The 16,332-nt window shown below is 41.6% G+C and carries 20 protein-coding genes; 3 read left to right on the forward strand and 17 right to left on the reverse strand.

The window, feature by feature from the left end:
• Positions 1–6: 6 nt before the first annotated feature.
• The 10 genes from SJY16_RS14210 to SJY16_RS14255 form a co-directional block, all read right to left on the reverse strand.
• Positions 7–216, reverse strand: coding sequence for a hypothetical protein (locus SJY16_RS14210; protein ID WP_377890141.1), 210 nt, complete (start codon positions 214–216; stop codon positions 7–9).
• Positions 213–1,073: an alpha/beta fold hydrolase gene (locus tag SJY16_RS14215; RefSeq protein ID WP_377890143.1), complete on the reverse strand. Its 861-nt coding sequence runs from the start codon at positions 1,071–1,073 to the stop codon at positions 213–215. Before SJY16_RS14215 ends, SJY16_RS14210 begins: the two co-directional genes overlap by 4 nt.
• On the reverse strand, positions 1,063–1,527 hold the full coding sequence (locus SJY16_RS14220) for a GNAT family N-acetyltransferase (RefSeq protein WP_377890145.1): 465 nt from the start codon (positions 1,525–1,527) through the stop codon (positions 1,063–1,065). The genes SJY16_RS14215 and SJY16_RS14220 overlap by 11 nt, the downstream gene beginning before the upstream one ends.
• A gap of 30 nt (positions 1,528–1,557) precedes the next feature.
• A complete protein-coding gene (locus SJY16_RS14225; RefSeq protein ID WP_377890147.1) occupies positions 1,558–1,764 on the reverse strand; it encodes a hypothetical protein in 207 nt (68 codons plus the stop codon).
• Between the two features lie 258 nt (positions 1,765–2,022).
• Entirely contained in the window at positions 2,023–3,036 is a 1,014-nt protein-coding gene (locus SJY16_RS14230) for an aldo/keto reductase (RefSeq protein WP_377890149.1), read from the reverse strand.
• 138 nt (positions 3,037–3,174) lie between these two features.
• Entirely contained in the window at positions 3,175–3,345 is a 171-nt protein-coding gene (locus SJY16_RS14235) for a hypothetical protein (protein ID WP_377890151.1), read from the reverse strand.
• A gap of 9 nt (positions 3,346–3,354) precedes the next feature.
• Entirely contained in the window at positions 3,355–3,792 is a 438-nt protein-coding gene (locus tag SJY16_RS14240) for a hypothetical protein (RefSeq protein ID WP_377890153.1), read from the reverse strand.
• A 92-nt stretch (positions 3,793–3,884) separates the two neighbouring features.
• On the reverse strand, positions 3,885–5,444 hold the full coding sequence (locus SJY16_RS14245) for a flotillin family protein (protein WP_377890154.1): 1,560 nt from the start codon (positions 5,442–5,444) through the stop codon (positions 3,885–3,887).
• A 116-nt stretch (positions 5,445–5,560) separates the two neighbouring features.
• On the reverse strand, positions 5,561–6,148 hold the full coding sequence (locus SJY16_RS14250) for a YdeI/OmpD-associated family protein (protein ID WP_377890156.1): 588 nt from the start codon (positions 6,146–6,148) through the stop codon (positions 5,561–5,563).
• A 72-nt stretch (positions 6,149–6,220) separates the two neighbouring features.
• Complete coding sequence (locus SJY16_RS14255) at positions 6,221–6,601, reverse strand: DnaJ family domain-containing protein (protein WP_377890158.1); 381 nt, start codon at positions 6,599–6,601, stop codon at positions 6,221–6,223.
• 139 nt (positions 6,602–6,740) lie between these two features.
• Between SJY16_RS14255 and SJY16_RS14260 the strand changes: the two genes are divergently transcribed.
• Positions 6,741–8,552, forward strand: a complete 1,812-nt coding sequence (locus tag SJY16_RS14260; protein WP_377890160.1) for an LTA synthase family protein — start codon at positions 6,741–6,743, stop codon at positions 8,550–8,552.
• Positions 8,553–8,626: 74 nt separating this feature from the next.
• On the opposite strand, the gene SJY16_RS14265 is transcribed toward SJY16_RS14260, so the two are convergent.
• The 7 genes from SJY16_RS14265 to SJY16_RS14295 form a co-directional block, all read right to left on the reverse strand.
• The gene (locus tag SJY16_RS14265) at positions 8,627–8,812 is read right to left on the reverse strand and encodes a hypothetical protein (protein ID WP_377890161.1); all 186 of its coding nucleotides are present in this window, start codon (positions 8,810–8,812) and stop codon (positions 8,627–8,629) included.
• Positions 8,796–9,320, reverse strand: a complete 525-nt coding sequence (locus tag SJY16_RS14270; protein WP_377890163.1) for a histidine phosphatase family protein — start codon at positions 9,318–9,320, stop codon at positions 8,796–8,798. The genes SJY16_RS14265 and SJY16_RS14270 overlap by 17 nt, the downstream gene beginning before the upstream one ends.
• Positions 9,317–9,511, reverse strand: coding sequence for a hypothetical protein (locus SJY16_RS14275; protein ID WP_377890165.1), 195 nt, complete (start codon positions 9,509–9,511; stop codon positions 9,317–9,319). The genes SJY16_RS14270 and SJY16_RS14275 overlap by 4 nt, the downstream gene beginning before the upstream one ends.
• Positions 9,508–10,080, reverse strand: coding sequence for a 2'-5' RNA ligase family protein (locus SJY16_RS14280; RefSeq protein ID WP_377890167.1), 573 nt, complete (start codon positions 10,078–10,080; stop codon positions 9,508–9,510). Before SJY16_RS14280 ends, SJY16_RS14275 begins: the two co-directional genes overlap by 4 nt.
• A 123-nt stretch (positions 10,081–10,203) precedes the next feature.
• Positions 10,204–10,749, reverse strand: coding sequence for a GNAT family N-acetyltransferase (locus SJY16_RS14285; RefSeq protein WP_377890169.1), 546 nt, complete (start codon positions 10,747–10,749; stop codon positions 10,204–10,206).
• A 156-nt stretch (positions 10,750–10,905) separates the two neighbouring features.
• Positions 10,906–11,697: a phosphotransferase gene (locus tag SJY16_RS14290; RefSeq protein WP_377890171.1), complete on the reverse strand. Its 792-nt coding sequence runs from the start codon at positions 11,695–11,697 to the stop codon at positions 10,906–10,908.
• A gap of 98 nt (positions 11,698–11,795) precedes the next feature.
• A complete protein-coding gene (locus SJY16_RS14295) occupies positions 11,796–12,842 on the reverse strand; it encodes a beta-carotene 15,15'-monooxygenase (protein ID WP_377890173.1) in 1,047 nt (348 codons plus the stop codon).
• Between the two features lie 232 nt (positions 12,843–13,074).
• On the opposite strand from SJY16_RS14295, the gene SJY16_RS14300 reads away from it, so the two are divergent.
• Both SJY16_RS14300 and SJY16_RS14305 read left to right on the forward strand, forming a co-directional pair.
• A complete protein-coding gene (locus tag SJY16_RS14300) occupies positions 13,075–15,156 on the forward strand; it encodes a helix-turn-helix domain-containing protein (protein WP_377890174.1) in 2,082 nt (693 codons plus the stop codon).
• Between the two features lie 138 nt (positions 15,157–15,294).
• Positions 15,295–16,323, forward strand: coding sequence for a TRAP transporter substrate-binding protein (locus SJY16_RS14305; protein WP_377890176.1), 1,029 nt, complete (start codon positions 15,295–15,297; stop codon positions 16,321–16,323).
• Positions 16,324–16,332 lie beyond the last annotated feature (9 nt).

The raw sequence follows: 16,332 nt of genomic DNA on the forward strand, positions 1-16,332 counted from the left end.
AGCACCTTAGCTAGTTAAGGTGCCTTTTATCATACGCTTCATTCGGTTACTTCTTACAACAAAAACGATCGCTATAACCTGACTGACAACCGCTAAAAGCCAGCCGATCGCAGAAGAATAAGGAACATACTCATTCAATGCCATCCCCCCTGTAATAAAAGCAGGAGCAAGCATTAGAAAGAACATGGTGAACTTACGATTCTTACCTATCGTCATTTATCGAACCCTCTTTTCAAAAACTCCATAGTATCTTCCATTACCTGCTCAGGTTGTTCTAGGATTGTCCAATGTCCACTTTCCTTCACTTCAACAAGTTCCGCATTCTTAAAATGTGGCAACATGTGAGTGCGAATTGAATCAGGTGACAATACGTCATCACACCCTTGCGCAATTAAAATCGGTACGTTTTCGATCGCATGTAGCGAAGGAAACAAATCGTAATGCTTTTCTAGCTCAGAGCCGATTTGATGCATCGCTTGCTGATTGTACCGAAACTCCTTTTTATTCCCCAACGCTTCAACAGAGTGAACATAATAAGGATCGAGAAGACCATTCACCTTCACTGTCATACCTTTTCCTAATAAAGTTAAGAAGGAGTACCAACCGAGCTTCACCTTTTTATAGATTCCTAACCTTTGTAAAAGGGTATCCTTAAAACGCCTATAATCCTCTGCCGTTAAACCGATTGCTGCTGTGAGGACCAACTTAGTAATCGCTGAAGGATAGGAAGCGCTGTATGACAATGCGAGGATACTTCCCCACGACTCGCCAAATAGATGGACTTTATCGAGTCCTAGCGCTTGGCGTAAACTTTCTAGATTCTCGACTTCATCTTGGATCGAATACGACTCAACCCCCTTACCGGGAGATTGTCCACATCCGCTTTGATCATAGAAAATCAACTGATAATGCTCTGCTAATGGGGTCATATTTGGCAAGAAGTACTCATGACTCCCACCTGGTCCTCCGTGAAGAAAGATGATTGGTTCACCTTCTCCCATTATGTATACATATAATGACTTCCCATTGATCGCCATCCATTTTCCTTCAACCTCTAGTACTTCAGCACTCATAGCGCATCTTCAAGAATTCAAACGTACTCCCATTCGTCTCTTGCATAAACGTTTCTACATCTTGAAAACCTAGCTTTCGATACAATGCGATCGCTCGCTGATTGAAAGTCGCAACAGCAAGGGTAATGCGGGCTGGTGCATAAGTCGACTGAACATGCGTCAACCCAGCCTCCAAAAACACTTTTCCATAGCCATGTCCAGTGAGATCTGGGCGCAACCCTAGACCAATATCGACCGTGTCACGAGAAACCTGGTTCGCACTGAAAAATCCAATCAATTCATCGCTTTTTGTAACAGCAAACATCGATTCTCCGCGCATGTTAGGATCAAGGAATTCTGCAAGATCTTCTTCATCAGCTTCCATATCATAAAAGGAATATATGCCATCATAGTGCCAGCTGTGAGCAATATGCTCAGCTTGACTTTGTGTCATCACATCAAATACATACCCCATTTGAATCCCCCTTTGTTGCAAGTTCAGTCGTTACAGAATCCAGCTACTCACAACCTGAACGAGTCCAAATCCTATCGCAATCACTCCGCCGATCAGCAGTCCGATCAACAGTGACTGAATCATGTCACCTATACTAGAAGTCGAACGTTCTTCCGTTCCTTCTTCTAATTTGGTTAACTTTTGATTGATGCTTTTCAATTCTTCTAAGATTTTCTCTTCGTTGTTCTTGTCGATCATCGTTCCTCCTCGCAACCAAACTTACTCCACACCAATTATTCCAAACTATTCCATTGACCGCAAGATGAACACCTAAACTTGTATACACTTTTTAGCAATAAGTAGAATCAATCTTTTGTCTGATGCTTTTTCTATTTGGTAGATCCTAGGTACATCGGCAACGTTCAAAATCGTGAAGTGAAACCCTATCAACAGTATTGTTCAATTACAGTACATACAAAAACCCGAATAGTAGACTCCTACCATTCGGGTTCATACCTATTTCGACGTTTGCAATGCGGATCGCATCGGTGGGCCATATTCTTCTAAACTACCGTTCTCTAAGTCATCTACATGTTTGTAAAGAATATCATCGATTTGTTTTAGGTCTACATTCGAGAGTGTAACGTTATCTGCACCTTCTACACCGTCCATCTGGGAAGGCTTACGCGCACCCCATAATGCCACGTCCGCGCCATACTCATGATCAAGCAACCATCGGATTGCGAGCTGAATCACGTTTAAGTCTTTCTTTTCTCCAAACCGTTCTAACTCTTCAACAGCATCGATCATGCTAGGAAAACGTTCGCCCTGGAACAATTCGATTTTGCTTCGTAAATCATCGTCTGAGAAGCTTGCGTCCTTCGTATACTTCCCAGTTAGCATCCCGTGGGCAAGTGACCCCCATGATAACGTCGCGATATCATGCTTCTTGCAGTACTCGAACCAATCGATCAAGTAGCGCTGCAGCATGTTTAAGTGCATTTGTGATGTATGAATTGGTGCATATTTCTGCCATTCGTCCATTTGTTCCGGACTAAAGTTACTTACGCCAATCGCATGAATCTTTCCCTCCTCATAAAATTCTTTCATTTTCGTTGCAGTTTCTTCTATGGATACGTCCGTATCAGGCCAGTGGATCTGATACACATCGATATAATCCGTTTGAAGTCGGTTGAGACTTTCATGTAGCTCTTTCTCTAATCGGCTTGCCCTAGTGTCACGATAGTTGCTATCCTCTGTAAATCCTATGCCTGCTTTCGTTGCAATCACAAGATCTTCTCGCTTTACATTGGAGCTAGCAATCGCTTTTCCTACGAGTTCCTCCGATAATCCTTGCCCATAAGCAGGCGCGGTATCGATCATCGTTACACCTTTATCGATGGCTTCTTGAATCGTTTCGATCGATTCTTTTTCATCCGTTCCGCCCCAGCCGGAGCCGCCGATTGCCCATGTCCCGAGGGCAATTCGTGTTGCTTTTACGTTACTCTTACCTAATTTCACTTTTTTCATAGATAGGTCTACCCTCCTTGTTCTCGTATTGAAATAAGTAACCGTTTCTGAAAGTGTTAAAACATTCCAATGTGCTCTGAACGTGAAAACCCCATAAAAAAGCTGCACCTCCATCCACATCGGATCAAGCTACAGCTTTTATTCATAACGAATCAGATTCTTATACGAAACAAGCTTTTCATCTTCTCCATAAATATAATAAAGCACTACTAAACTAAGTAATAAATGATAGAGGTTCATCATGGAGCCAGAGTAATTCATCATGATCGCACTTGCAATTAATAGTCCAACACATAAGAGCTTCCTCATAAACTCAGCTCACTTCCCCGTTACAGTACTCATATGTTCTTCCCTTGATGCACTTAGAAAAAGAATCGTAACGATATAAAATGGATAAACCATAAACGCCCCCACCGCAAGTAATCCTAGTGCAGGACCGGGACTTTCCCCACCATATGTTATCGGGAATAAGGTTGATAAACTATAAACAAAAAGAACGAAGTAGGGCACCCAAAGAATAACGATCCAGAAGTTAGCTTTTCGGTCATCGAGCAACTTACTCGATAAAGAAAAAGCAATGAAGCTACCAACACCTACTTCAATCATAATTGTGATTCCTATAAGAACAATTACCGTACTTAGTTCCATCCCTGTTAATCTACTGATTCGATACACATTCATGATTAATTCTAGCGGGACGAATAGCATAAAAGCATAAAAAACACTAAATCCATTTACTTTTAGGAAAGGTTTCATCGATCACGTCCACCCTGATTATTAAAAGGTTATGTATGAAGAAAATGCACCGAATCAATGGTTCATTCGGCGCATTCTTCGTTTCGACCATACTACTCTTTCTGATCTTTCTCCACTTCTTCCTCATAAGCTGAAGCGACTTCACTTTCATACTGATGCTGTTCCGCATGCTCCATCTCATCTCCAGAGCTTTCCGTTATGGACTCCTCTTTTTCTTCTTCCTTTTTCTCATCAGAAGAGAAGTTGTTATGGTTTCCTCTCGATACGAAGCTCTCAAGCATTGCTTTCAAGTCCATTCCAGTGGACTCTTTCAGGCTTGCTTGTAGTCCTGTCATCGTTTTCGTCACGTTGTCTGTGATTTTGGCTGAGCCATTGCTGCTACCGCCACCCATATCGATCACTTTCATGTCTGAGATCTGAGATAGAGGCTGAGAAACTTCATGAGCATATTTCGGCAACATGTCGACAACCATTTCGATAACGGCTGCTTCACCATATTTCTCCATAGCCTGTGCCATAAGTTCTTTCGCTTCTGCTTCCGCTTTACCACGTTCACGAATAACTTCTGCTTCAGCAAGTCCTTTTTGCTTCTCGATCTCGGCTTTCGTCTCACCGTCGATGCGATCTTTCTCTGCTTCCGCTTCTGCTTTCGCCCGGATATCGTATGCGTCCGCATCCGCAAGCGCTTTTCTACGCTTCTGTTCTTCGAGCTCAAGTTCAACCTGACGCTGACGTTCGATGTATTGAACCTGCATCTCTTCTTCTTTTACTTTCTGATTAAGCGTTGCTTGTTCAAGGTTGTAAGATTGCTCAGAACGCGCGCGGCCACGCTCAACTTCCGCTTTGTATTCCGCTTCCTTCACATCTTTATCTTTCTGAGATTGCGAGATATCAATCTGACGTCTGATTTCGTCTTCTTCCGCTTCCTGATCTGTTTTCGCCTTGTGCATGCGGGTTTCACGTTTGGCATTCGCCTCAGCGATATCCGCATCTTTTCGAGCTTCTGCGATTCTTGGACGTCCTAGCGCCTCAAGATAACCGTTCTCTTCGTCATCATCTTTTAGTTCTTTCAACGCAAACGACGTGATCTCAAAACCTAGATTCTTCAGATCTTCTTCAGCGATGTTCTTTACTTTCTTGTTCACTGAATTGAAATCTTTGTAGATTTCATCAACTGTAAGAGAAGAAATGATTGCGCGAAGGTGACCTTCAAGAACTTCCTTCAACTCACGCTCTTTCTCCTTCTGTTCTTTACCTAGGAATTTCTCTGCGTAGTTTGCAACAATCTCAAGCTTACTTCCGATACTGATCTCTGCAACACTTGTTGCTTTGATCGGCACACCTTCAGATGTATACGCTTTTGGAGATGCAATCTCTAGTTGGAACGACGTTAGATCAATTGGCGTACTTGTTTGGAACATTTTAAGGCGAATACCGCCACCGCGCACAATCTTCATGCTTCTACCATTATCATCTACAAATATTCGATTATCCTGCTCTGCATCCCCAAGTTTCGGCCCCGTGATAATCAGAGCTTGGTTGGAGCTTGCCGTCTTATACCGCTTTTTGAAAATAAAAAAGCCAATTCCGCCCGCGATCAATAAGAAAAACAAAACGATCGCCGAAATAATGAGTCCGATAAATTCCATCATATCCCGTTCATCATCCTTTCCTGGTTTGCAATCTATGTAATTGCTCTACCTTTTCTACGAACGAGGACTAGAAACGTTTCAGAATTTACCGAATTAACCAGAAAAAAGGAAAAGAATCAGTCATTCAATCCTTTTCCTTCTAGAATATGTGGCGTATATTTCTCAATTCGAGAAACCCGCGTTTTCGATTGTTTTGCTTTAGAGAAATAGAGACCATACGCGCGTTGACGTCCTGGAGTCAATTCCTGAAACGCCGTTTTCAACGCAGGATCTTCATCGAACTTTTGCTGGAGTTCTTCAGGAATCTGGATATCCTTCTTCAGCTCAACTTCCAAACCTGCCTTCTCAACTTCGATAGCTTCACGAATATACGCTTTCAGTACTTCTTCCATTCCATCGATTTCTTCAACACTCGTAAACCGAATCTGACGAGCTGCCTGCACATTTTCCGTTTGCTGAACGAGAATTCCCTGTGGATCTTTAAGTAATGCACCTTTATGAAAGAGGATCGCACAATACTCTTTGAAGCCATGGATCAACACGATGTTTTTATCCTCAAACATGTAACATGGATGCATCCATTTCATATCTTCTGTCAGCTCACAGTCCAGAATGATTTCTCTCAATTTCTCAAACTCTTCTTTCCACTGCTTCCTTTTCTTTATGAAGCCGTCAACCTTACGATTCCTTTTGCGATCCGTCATTATGAAACACCCTCCTTGTATCACAATGATTCTTCCTCTAATCCGGAGTCCTCTTCTTGTTTCAAGTGCCCACTACCAACGTTCTTTTGCACGCTCTAAATGGTCCATATCAATCACATTCTTTTGCATCTGAGAAGGACACATCGTATTGTGCTTTCGTATCATTTCATTAATCTCATCAAGCTCACTCTCTGTTTTACAAGCATGAACTAAGATTGAGATTTCTTTTTGAAGTTTTAACCAAGGTGGTAAGAACCCAGCATCTTTTGCGATCTGTTGAAAGTTTTGGTAGACGTCTCTTTTCAAATAATCCTTAGATAGCGGTTTCCCTTTTCCCTTTCCTTGATAATTATCTTTTTCACCTGATTTTTCCAGCATTTCTCCAATGAAATCATTATATTTCTCCTGCATTAGCACGCCCTCCTTTTCTTCCTCTCTAGTACTATTACTCATCTTTCGATTGACTCCTTCTAAAAACTCGCCAAATCATCAAAAAAATCTTGTAGCACATCCAAATGTTTCTCTACTAACTAAAAAGTGGAATTTAGGAAATAACTTAGTACAAGAAACTTGATGTGAAGAAGGTGCACGAATGGAAACCCTCGATTACTGGATGTATCTCATGCTATCGATCCTAAAGTTATTTCTATTTAGTCTATATACAAACACAGCGTTTCAAATTGACTTTCTCCTCGTGAACATCGCAGGAATGGTGCTCCTTTCAGGATGGACGCTCTTATTAACCGCTAAGAAAAGACGATGGATTCTCGCTATCCTCCTCTTTTTACATAGTACCCTTATCTTATCCGACCTTTGGTACTATCGATACTTCGATGATCTCCTATCCGTTGCATTGATTTCACAGATGCTTCAAATGAGTGATGTTGGCGGCGCGTTCATGGAACTGATCATGGTGAAAGACTTTCTTCTTTTCGGCGACCTGATTCTGTTTGGTCTTCTCATTTTCCTTTTAAGAAAAAGAACAGAGAGACTGCCTAAAAAGAAAAAACGACTTATAACCGGTAGCGCGTATGTAGCAGCGATCATCCTCATCGCCACACCACTCGTTACAAGCTACTTTGATAAAGAAAAATGGCTGATGGATGATTCGATTTCAAACATGCGCGAGTATTATCAGCTTGGTTTCTGGGGCTACCACGGACTCGATGTCGTCACTGAATTGAAACGAAAAGCAGACGACAAACCGAACGTTTCGAATGAAGTGAAATCAGATATTAAGAAAACACTCAATAAAGAAACAGATCCAGCTGCGGTAAAAGATAAACCGAACATTATCCTTGTTCAGCTCGAATCGTTTCAGGACTCTGTTATCGACCAGAAAGTGAATGATCAAGTGTTAACGCCCAATTTGAACGAGTTAAAAAATGAAGCGCTCTATTTCCCATCGTTCTATCATCAAACACATGAAGGGCGAACGTCGGACTCAGAGTTCACGACAACAACGTCCCTTTATCCGTTGAAATCAGGTTCTGTCTATACGCGTTTTCCTACACATGAATACAAAGCGCTACCTGACCTTTTAAAGAAGTATGGCTATGAAACAGCAGCGATGCATGCCTTTAAGGAAGGATTCTGGAATCGTGATCATGTGTACGACAACGTTGGGTTCGATCACTTTTATAGTGAGAAGGATTTTCCTGACGGTGAGAAGGTAGGGATGGCGTTGAATGACCAGCGCTTCTTCACCTCATCGATCGAAAAGATGGAAGATTTGAAAGAACCATACTTCGCCTTCATGGTCGCCCTTTCAAGTCATACGCCTTATGACATTCCAAAGGAGAAACAAGAGTTAAATCTTGAAGGATATGATGATGTGCAATTAAAGAAGTATTATCAAACTGTCCATTTCGTAGATAAAGCAGTCGGCGTTATGATCGCTGAACTGAAGAAGAAAAACATGTGGAACGACTCACTCGTTGTCTTTTACGGTGATCACGACAGCGGGCTGACTGATCCTCTGGATGAGATGGCAGAAGAAGCAAAGGTCACATCCACCGTCGATGAGTTCGAGCTCGATCGCCAAGTACCGTTGTTTATCAAGCTGCCTAACTCGAATAAAGGAAAAGTGATGGAAGGAAACGGAGGTCAGATCGATATCGCACCAACGATTCTCGATGTGTTAGACATTAAACCTACATTCATGTTGGGGAACTCCCTGATCGATAACAAAGCAAACCTCACCGTTTTCCGCGATGGCTCGTTCCGATACAAAGATCTTTACTACAAAGCAAACTTAACGGAAGCTTCCGGAGAAGGTACATGTTACTCTGTCTCGTCTGAAAAGAAGGTTTCAGACAGTAAGTGTGAGAAGCTAATTGAAAAGTCAGCAGAGCAATTACGTCTCTCTGACGCCATCATCGAGAACAATGCGCTTGAAGATTGAGCAAACGAAAAACGCTATGAGCAGTCATAGCGTTTTTCTTGTAGTTACATAAGTCTAAGTTTATTCTCTGATGATTAATTATCGTTATGACTAATCTGCGTTGAAACCAAGCGATAGACAAAATAATGAACGCCACATAATCCTATGATTCCAGTCATCGTAAGAAAAGGCACCTCACTTACGAGTACCATGCTTAAACCAAACAACACAAAGCAAATGAGTATTCCTAGAATATTCAGGACATTATTTTTGAAATTCATAAACCTTATAATCTCCATTATTAGAAGAGTACCTTAAGATGTTTTCATCTTCAGGAATGCCTTCAAAATACGCACCGATTCCTCCAGTCGTACATCGGTGCCCTGAAATGAGAACCCGTTTATCGCCATACTCCGCTTCAAGATCACGCATAAAATCAAACACGCGTTTTATGTAGTCATAAGGATCTTCTACTCCTTTGTATAGAGTAGGGTCGGGAATACCTTTTGCTATTTTCACTTCATCTGTTGTTAGACGATCCGCTTCACCCAAGTCAAAAACATCTATTCGATTATCGATAACAGCTTTCTTCCCAGTCGCAATCTCTGCAGTTTGCACCGCTCGTTCCTGAGGTGAGGAAATGACGAGATCAAACTCAATATGCTGAAGCTTCTCTTTCACTTGCTCTGCCTGTTGAATTCCAATTTCATTCAACGGTGAACCATTCCTTCCTTGCATTCTTCTTTCCTTGTTATAATCCGTTTGTCCGTGCCTGATCACGTAAATCATTCGGTGAACTTCCCAGGAGCTGAAGCATATAGCTCGATAAATCCACATTTCGGACATACAAAACAAGGGTCTATCTTGCTCATCGTTTCTTTATTTGGTTTCACTGTCGCTTTGTATACACTAACAGGAAAACTATCCAACTTCGCTTCTACCATAGTCGCATCACATTTCACACAATTATTTGTCATCATTTCACGCTCCGATCCGTTTCGTTTCCCAATGATACATCTAGTAATTTCTCGTATTTCTGTTCAGCCACATTCAATTCATAGATTCGAATAAATGTCACTTCACATGTTGGATAAGGTGCCAACTCTATTCTAGCTTGATTCTCCATCTCCTTAAGGTCTTCCTTTGAAACCCCATTAGAGATCCCCCCGCCATACTTCTCTTTCCCTAGGGTTAAATGAGGGACGAAATCGTCTCGTTCAAAATACTGTTTGATCAAATGGTTAGGTGGAGAAATCGTCTCAACTAACAGATGATGCAGTTCAACCAATTCATCTGAACGAACCGGTAGATATAATACACTGTCACCAAAATACGCTGGACGATCCAGTGTCATCTGAAATGCCTTAACGGTTTTGCACACTTCTTTCACTTTCTCGATCCATTCTTGATTAGCGCTTAAGCCACCTTGTGCTTTCAAGGTGACATGAGGCTCAACGCCTGTGCGTTCATTCCATTTGCCTTGGAATTCTTCAATTCTTTTTAGATAGTCTTCAGGCGGTACGATACCGATAAAATACTCCCTTTTCACACGGAGTGCACTCCTTCCGAGTAAACATGTTATCTTAACTTAGAAACTAGCAATACCATTCCATAATACATGCAAGCAGTGATTTTTTATAATGATAGATTAACCTGAACGACATGGTTGATCCTATTCAACTCCACCTCTATCATACTCTCTCTTCAACACCCCATACATTGCGGCATCTTCATACGTTCCTAATACGAATCGATTCTCTCTCAAGATACCTTCTTGCTCCATTCCAGCGTTCTTTAATACCTTGATCGAACCTTCGTTCCGAGTGATCGCCGTTGCCCATACTTTATTCAACCTAAGCTCAACGAATCCAAAATCGATCATGCGCTTAACAGCTTCTGTCGCATAGCCTTTTCCCCAAAATGGTCTGCCAATCCAGTACCCAAGTTCACCTTGATTGTTCTTCTTATCGATTCGAATACAAACCGTGCCGATAATGGCATCGTGATTCTTTGAATAAACAGCGAGTGGATACTCAGTACCTTCCTGAATCAACCCAGGCTGGATATCGATCCACTCTTTAGCATGAGCTAATTCATAAGGATGAGGCAAACCGATAATGCTCGCCACTTCTTTGTTATTCGCTAATTCCTGAATACGCGCTGCATCATCTTCCTTAAATGTTCGTAAGACAATTCGTTCTGCATCCAATGGCTTCATGATTTCTCTCCTTCTTTTCTCTTTCAACAAAAAACTCGCCCCAGCCAAGACTCGAGGTCTTTGGGACGAGATGACGCGGTACTCCCCCAGCTTGTTACCGTGCTTACCACTAAGTTTTTTAAAATTCTAACACTCTTAGCAAGAACTGTAAATATTTTACCGCCACGCATCTCCATACTTCCGAATGAAGGCAATGTCTTTCTTGTAATGCGAAACATGTCCTTCTTCAACCATTTTCTGAAAAGCCATGTCTCCTTCCCCAGCTTTTCTCGCGATCGTTTGACAGATCCCTTCAAGCCGGTCCATCACAACCTGCACCCAATCTTCTTCAAACGTCTCCCCGTAAGCTTCAAAGAACATGTCGACCCGTTCCTTAATAGAAGAAGCATCTCTCTCTGGATCATAATCAATTTTAACTCCCGATTCAGTAAATGTATGTCGACTGAGCGGTACACACGTATAAAGGGTATAAGCGATATCCCAGATTCTTGGACCTGGTGCTGCAACATCGAAATCGATAATACCAACTGGTTCTTTGTCATGATAAATAATGTTATAGACAGCAAAATCATTGTGACAGATTACTTCATGATTCTGAGGGGTGTTATCTAATAATGGCCAGGAATCATCATAGGAAAAATCACTCACAGCATCATGATAAGATCGCAGCATTCTCGCAATCTCAAACAAAGACTCATCTGAAAGCATATACTCCTTCAAAGGATAGTTACCAGCCTCACCTTTAATAAAGCTCAGAACCTCTCTTCCTTTCTCATCAATACATAGGAACCTCGGGGAATGAAGATATCCCTTGCGCTCCAGGTGATTGAGAAGGGCATGAATTCTCTCGCTCCCTTCCTTTAAGTCTCGTCTAACCGTTTCACCCGAGCGATAGACATTCGACACGTTTCCTCCTGCTAATAACTCTTCTTCTGAACGGTTTGACATGAAGCCCACTCCTTTCTGCTAGTATGTTTATCTGACGAAGCAGTTTGCTGAAATATACACTCCTTTAGACTTCGGAATAGCAGTTGGCTTTCTTTGGATCAGGCATTGCCAGTAACTGCTTTCAACCTCTCTAGAAACTCATGAGACTGATCAATCCGTAATGCGACCCTTGTATACAACTTCTCGATACCAAAAACATGTGTAGCACGGCACGGCTTCTTTAATTCTAGAATAAGCTCAGGACGAACTTCTTCAAAATCTTTTGCTATAAAAGCAATTGTTGTATTCTTAGCGAACTCTTTCTCCAAAGACTCACGGTCAGTTGTAATCGATTCTATCTCATCTAAAGGAATGACCATTCTTTTTGTTAACCCAAGAGATAGGTACAATTCGTTATCCGTAATCCTTGCTGGGTTCAAACGAATCGCCTGAATTTCCGCAACAATAAAGGCTATTGAATAAATATTTAAGATGAGCAGGACAGCAGAAATAATCGCGGACTGCTCGTGTAACCACCAATGAAGTCCGATTGTTTCGATCGCGATCGCGTGAATCATCATGAGATGAATCATGACGACACTAGAATTTTTATGTAAAGAATAGCCCGTTTTGCCCTTCTCCTTTTTCCAAGAGAAGAACGCATAATAGAACATAAGCAGTTCTGAGACTAGCACCCGATAGATGATGGTTGATCCAACATTCTTTTCCACCATCCTCGGCAAAGAAAATAAGAACGACTCCTCACTTTGTCGAACGCCTCGAACGATTGAGGGGATATAACGGAACAACGCGATAAGCACGGCAATTTCTAGCGCGAAAAAGACGGCTCCCACCGCAAAATCAATGTAAGAAATGGTGAACAGCGACTCTAAATAGCGCTCAGGAATAAGCCACCTTACGAGAAGAAACCCTCCAGTAATCAATAAGACCAATCTCTTAAGCGAAAATCCTCCCACAATTGCTAATACGAAAAGCGGCGACACGATAGCAAGATCAACCACCGACGCCATAACGAGAAGCTGCGCTTCTTTCGGAACCACCGGTTGAGAAAGTGGTAGCCTGTAGACGAAAACGTTTGCGCTAAGCACGAGTAATAATACTAGCATCAACAAATAGTGTTTCTTATCGAGACGCCACGCTAGCACATCATCACCTCATTATTTCCATATTTACCTTTCTATCTTATTCATTCTCCTTTTCTGCCCTTCAATCCTCTACTACCACCTACTTCTTCCATCCCTCCGATCCGTATCAACTTCATAGAAGCGATCAATATCCCTTTTTCCATAAAGGAAATAATTTCATTTCTGTTAAACTTCGGGGAATTTCGACATGATAAGATAAAGGTAAAACTAGTAACGGAGGAATCGTAGAAGCATGGTATATCCTTTACTCGCAGACTCAATTATTCATTACGCGAAAGCAATCGCCTTGACGGTATCTGAAATCAACATTTTCTATAAAGGAACAAACGTATTCAAGAAAGAATATGCCACGGCTGTCAAAACGACAACGACGACAGTTGAGAATGGTCGTTTCACTATTGAGATCAAAGCTGAAGAAGAATCTCCGAAGCTAACGGAATTCGTCGAGAAACAAAGCCAGCTCATGGCAACGACTGTTGGGATTGACCAAAAAGGAAAAGACCTTTTATTAAACCTCTCAAGAACACTCGCCCTCTACCAACGACTGGATGAGATTCTTAGAAGAATTATGGACATGGCGATGGAGGTCTTACCACTTTCAGATTCTTGCAGCTTGTACATTTATGATGAAAAAGAAGACATCTTGATCCCGCGTGTTACGCGCGGTTTCAAATGGGAGCACTTGCAGCATATTCGCTTCAAGCCAGGAGAGTCTCTGACAGGATTCACGTTTCAATCGAAACGTCCGCAGATTTTCCACCATACCGATGAGGTTTACCAAGGGATGGAATCGATGTCGAAGGAGAACTGGAAGTACTTTGAAGAATCCACTCCGATTAAAGATGGAGAGCGAATGAAAGCACAAAGCGCCATGTGCTGCCCGCTTATGATTCAGAACGACTGTATCGGTGTGGTGAGCATCAATTCATTTCGCCAAACGGGACATTTTACGAATGAAGATTTAGATTTATTAAAAGCGATCTGTAACCAGGCAGCGTTTGCCGTCCATCGGGGTTACCTTTTTACTGAGCTTGAAAATCAAGCGGATAAATTGATGAAATTGAATCACGATATTCAACTTAAAAATCAATCGCTTGAGCAAACGCAGCATAATCACAATGAATTGATGAAAATCGCGATCGAACAACAAGGGATGGATCCGATCATCGCATTTCTAAGTGAGCAGTTGAGTAGTTCAGTCTTTATGTACGATGAATTCAGACAGCTCGTTTCATCATACGAAAAGGGCGAAGTTCCGTTCGATGCCGCTATCCCACCGTTTTTGGATCTATTAACACCAGATTTGATGCAACCGAGCCTTCTTGAAGAATATGATCTCGTCATCATTCCGATCATTACAAGAAGGGAACCTCGAGGATTTTTAGTAATCTCCAACAAAGTGTTACCTCTCGATCATCTCGAAAAAATGCTCATAGAAGAAGCACAAAACATCATATCCATAGAGCTTTTGAAACAGGAAGCTGTCTACGAAACGAAGCAGCGAATTCAAGGAGAGTTTTTAGAGGACATTCAAGGAAAAGTAGACATCAGTGTTTTAATCGATCAAGCCAAACTTCTCGGACTAAGCGATCGTGAGAATTACCTGTTCTTCGGTCTCCATATCGACCAGTCCACGAATGACGAATGGCGTGTCAAAGAAACCAAGAACCTCCATCATCTCGTTGAGAAATTCATCGATCATTACTTTAACAGGAATATCATTTTCAAACGGAACAACGGTCTTCGCGGGATTATTGGTTTCCCTACAGAAACGACTGAAGAATCCGTCCGAAGTCAAATGAATCATTTCATCGAACAACTAGACATGTATTTGAGAAAGCATTTCCAAGAGCGAACCTTTTCCTATGCGATGGGAAGGGTAACATCATTAGAAGAAATTAGAACATCTTATAAAGATGTCTGGTACTGTATCGAAATCTTCAATAGACACAAACGCCCTGATCAGCGCATGACGTACAGAGAGGTTGGCGTCGCGAAGATGATGATGAATAGTTCAGAGGAAGAACTTTACCAGTTTGTCGTGGATCAGGTGAGGCCGTTGATGTCCTATACAAAACAAAACAAACGGGAGCTTCTCACAACTCTTGAACACTATCTCTTCAATCACCAGAACCTAAAAGAAGTCGCTCAGCAACTGCACCTTCATAGCAATACTCTTAACTATCGTTTAAGACGAATCAGCGATATTTTATCAGGTGATATCCGTGATGCCGAAGTGATTTTCCACCTACGAATGGCGTGGAATATTATGAATTTACTAGGAACAAAAGAAGAATGGCTCTTCCAATCTTAGAAGGCATGCCAAGGTCAATTGTGTGAAATTCAATAAATGTATTAAATCTTTGTTTGATTACACAATAAAATTAGCCAGCAAGTCCGATACAATGGTTTTAAATATTCAAAAAACAACAACAACTAAGGGGTGCATGAGATGAAACGATTACTTGTTCTAATGCTAGCACTAACTGTCTTCCTAGGAGCATGTGGAGGAAATAATAGTGATTCTGCAACTGATTCCGGAGATGGAAGCTTTAAAGAAAGAACGTGGAAAGTCGGCTTTAACACAGTTGAAGGATCTGTCCGTGACGTCGCTGCTAAGAAGTTTAAAGAAGTTGTAGAAAAAGAAACAGATGGCGCGATCACAGTTGAAATTTATCCAAACGAAGAATTGGGTAGCGCTCAAGAAATGATCGAATCCGTGCAAGTCGGTGCACTAGACATGCAGATCGCTGGTGCAAATATGATGGCGAACACAATTCCAGAATATGCAACGCTTTCTCTTCCGTTCTTAGTCAAAAACTTTGACGAAGCTCACGCTGTACTTGAAAGTGAAACCGGTGACAAGTTGAAAGAATTAGGTTCTGATCAAGGATTAAAAGTACTATCTGATGTAGAACTTGGTTTTGCTCAAATTACGAACAACGACCACCCGATCAACACACCAGAAGATCTTGAAGGCTTGAAAATGCGTTCACCGAACGATGTAACATTGATTGAAACATTCAAGACACTTGGAAGTTCTGTTTCAACAATGCCATTTACAGAAGTGTATCTTGCACTTTCCCAAGGCGTTGTAGATGGTCAGTTCAATCCACTTGATGCCATTTATGAAACAAAGTTCCATGAAGTACAAGATCACCTTGCGATTCTGAACTTCACGTACTACTATTCTTATTTCATCATGAACCAGGGTACGTTCGATGGTCTTGAGCCTGAGCTTCAAGAAATCGTACAGAAAGCTTCGAATGAAGCACGTGATGCATCTTATGAATTTACAGCAAGCAAAGACAAAGAAATGCTAGATAAAATGCAAGATTCTTTTGTGGAAATCACAGAACCTGACGTTGAACCATTCCAAAAAGCTGTAAAGCCTGTATACAGCAAGATGGAAGAAAGAATGTCACCTGAAATCATCAAAGACGTTCAAACGTTCCTAGAAGAGTACCGCTCTGAACAATAACGACTATCA

The organism is Alkalihalobacillus sp. R86527 (genome assembly GCF_042466185.1).
In the GTDB taxonomy this organism is placed as follows: Bacteria; Bacillota; Bacilli; order Bacillales; family Guptibacillaceae; genus Guptibacillus.

Excerpts from the sequence above, each read along its gene's own strand:
- SJY16_RS14210 (WP_377890141.1), bottom strand. The coding sequence starts at position 216 with ATGACGATAGGTAAGAATCGTAAGTTCACCATGTTCTTTCTAATGCTT.
- SJY16_RS14215 (WP_377890143.1), bottom strand. The coding sequence starts at position 1,073 with ATGAGTGCTGAAGTACTAGAGGTTGAAGGAAAATGGATGGCGATCAAT.
- SJY16_RS14220 (WP_377890145.1), bottom strand. The coding sequence starts at position 1,527 with ATGGGGTATGTATTTGATGTGATGACACAAAGTCAAGCTGAGCATATT.
- SJY16_RS14225 (WP_377890147.1), bottom strand. The coding sequence starts at position 1,764 with ATGATCGACAAGAACAACGAAGAGAAAATCTTAGAAGAATTGAAAAGC.
- SJY16_RS14230 (WP_377890149.1), bottom strand. The coding sequence starts at position 3,036 with ATGAAAAAAGTGAAATTAGGTAAGAGTAACGTAAAAGCAACACGAATT.
- SJY16_RS14235 (WP_377890151.1), bottom strand. The coding sequence starts at position 3,345 with ATGAGGAAGCTCTTATGTGTTGGACTATTAATTGCAAGTGCGATCATG.
- SJY16_RS14240 (WP_377890153.1), bottom strand. The coding sequence starts at position 3,792 with ATGAAACCTTTCCTAAAAGTAAATGGATTTAGTGTTTTTTATGCTTTT.
- SJY16_RS14245 (WP_377890154.1), bottom strand. The coding sequence starts at position 5,444 with ATGATGGAATTTATCGGACTCATTATTTCGGCGATCGTTTTGTTTTTC.
- SJY16_RS14250 (WP_377890156.1), bottom strand. The coding sequence starts at position 6,148 with ATGACGGATCGCAAAAGGAATCGTAAGGTTGACGGCTTCATAAAGAAA.
- SJY16_RS14255 (WP_377890158.1), bottom strand. The coding sequence starts at position 6,601 with ATGAGTAATAGTACTAGAGAGGAAGAAAAGGAGGGCGTGCTAATGCAG.
- SJY16_RS14260 (WP_377890160.1), top strand. The coding sequence starts at position 6,741 with ATGGAAACCCTCGATTACTGGATGTATCTCATGCTATCGATCCTAAAG.
- SJY16_RS14265 (WP_377890161.1), bottom strand. The coding sequence starts at position 8,812 with ATGAATTTCAAAAATAATGTCCTGAATATTCTAGGAATACTCATTTGC.
- SJY16_RS14270 (WP_377890163.1), bottom strand. The coding sequence starts at position 9,320 with ATGATTTACGTGATCAGGCACGGACAAACGGATTATAACAAGGAAAGA.
- SJY16_RS14275 (WP_377890165.1), bottom strand. The coding sequence starts at position 9,511 with ATGATGACAAATAATTGTGTGAAATGTGATGCGACTATGGTAGAAGCG.
- SJY16_RS14285 (WP_377890169.1), bottom strand. The coding sequence starts at position 10,749 with ATGAAGCCATTGGATGCAGAACGAATTGTCTTACGAACATTTAAGGAA.
- SJY16_RS14290 (WP_377890171.1), bottom strand. The coding sequence starts at position 11,697 with ATGTCAAACCGTTCAGAAGAAGAGTTATTAGCAGGAGGAAACGTGTCG.
- SJY16_RS14300 (WP_377890174.1), top strand. The coding sequence starts at position 13,075 with ATGGTATATCCTTTACTCGCAGACTCAATTATTCATTACGCGAAAGCA.
- SJY16_RS14305 (WP_377890176.1), top strand. The coding sequence starts at position 15,295 with ATGAAACGATTACTTGTTCTAATGCTAGCACTAACTGTCTTCCTAGGA.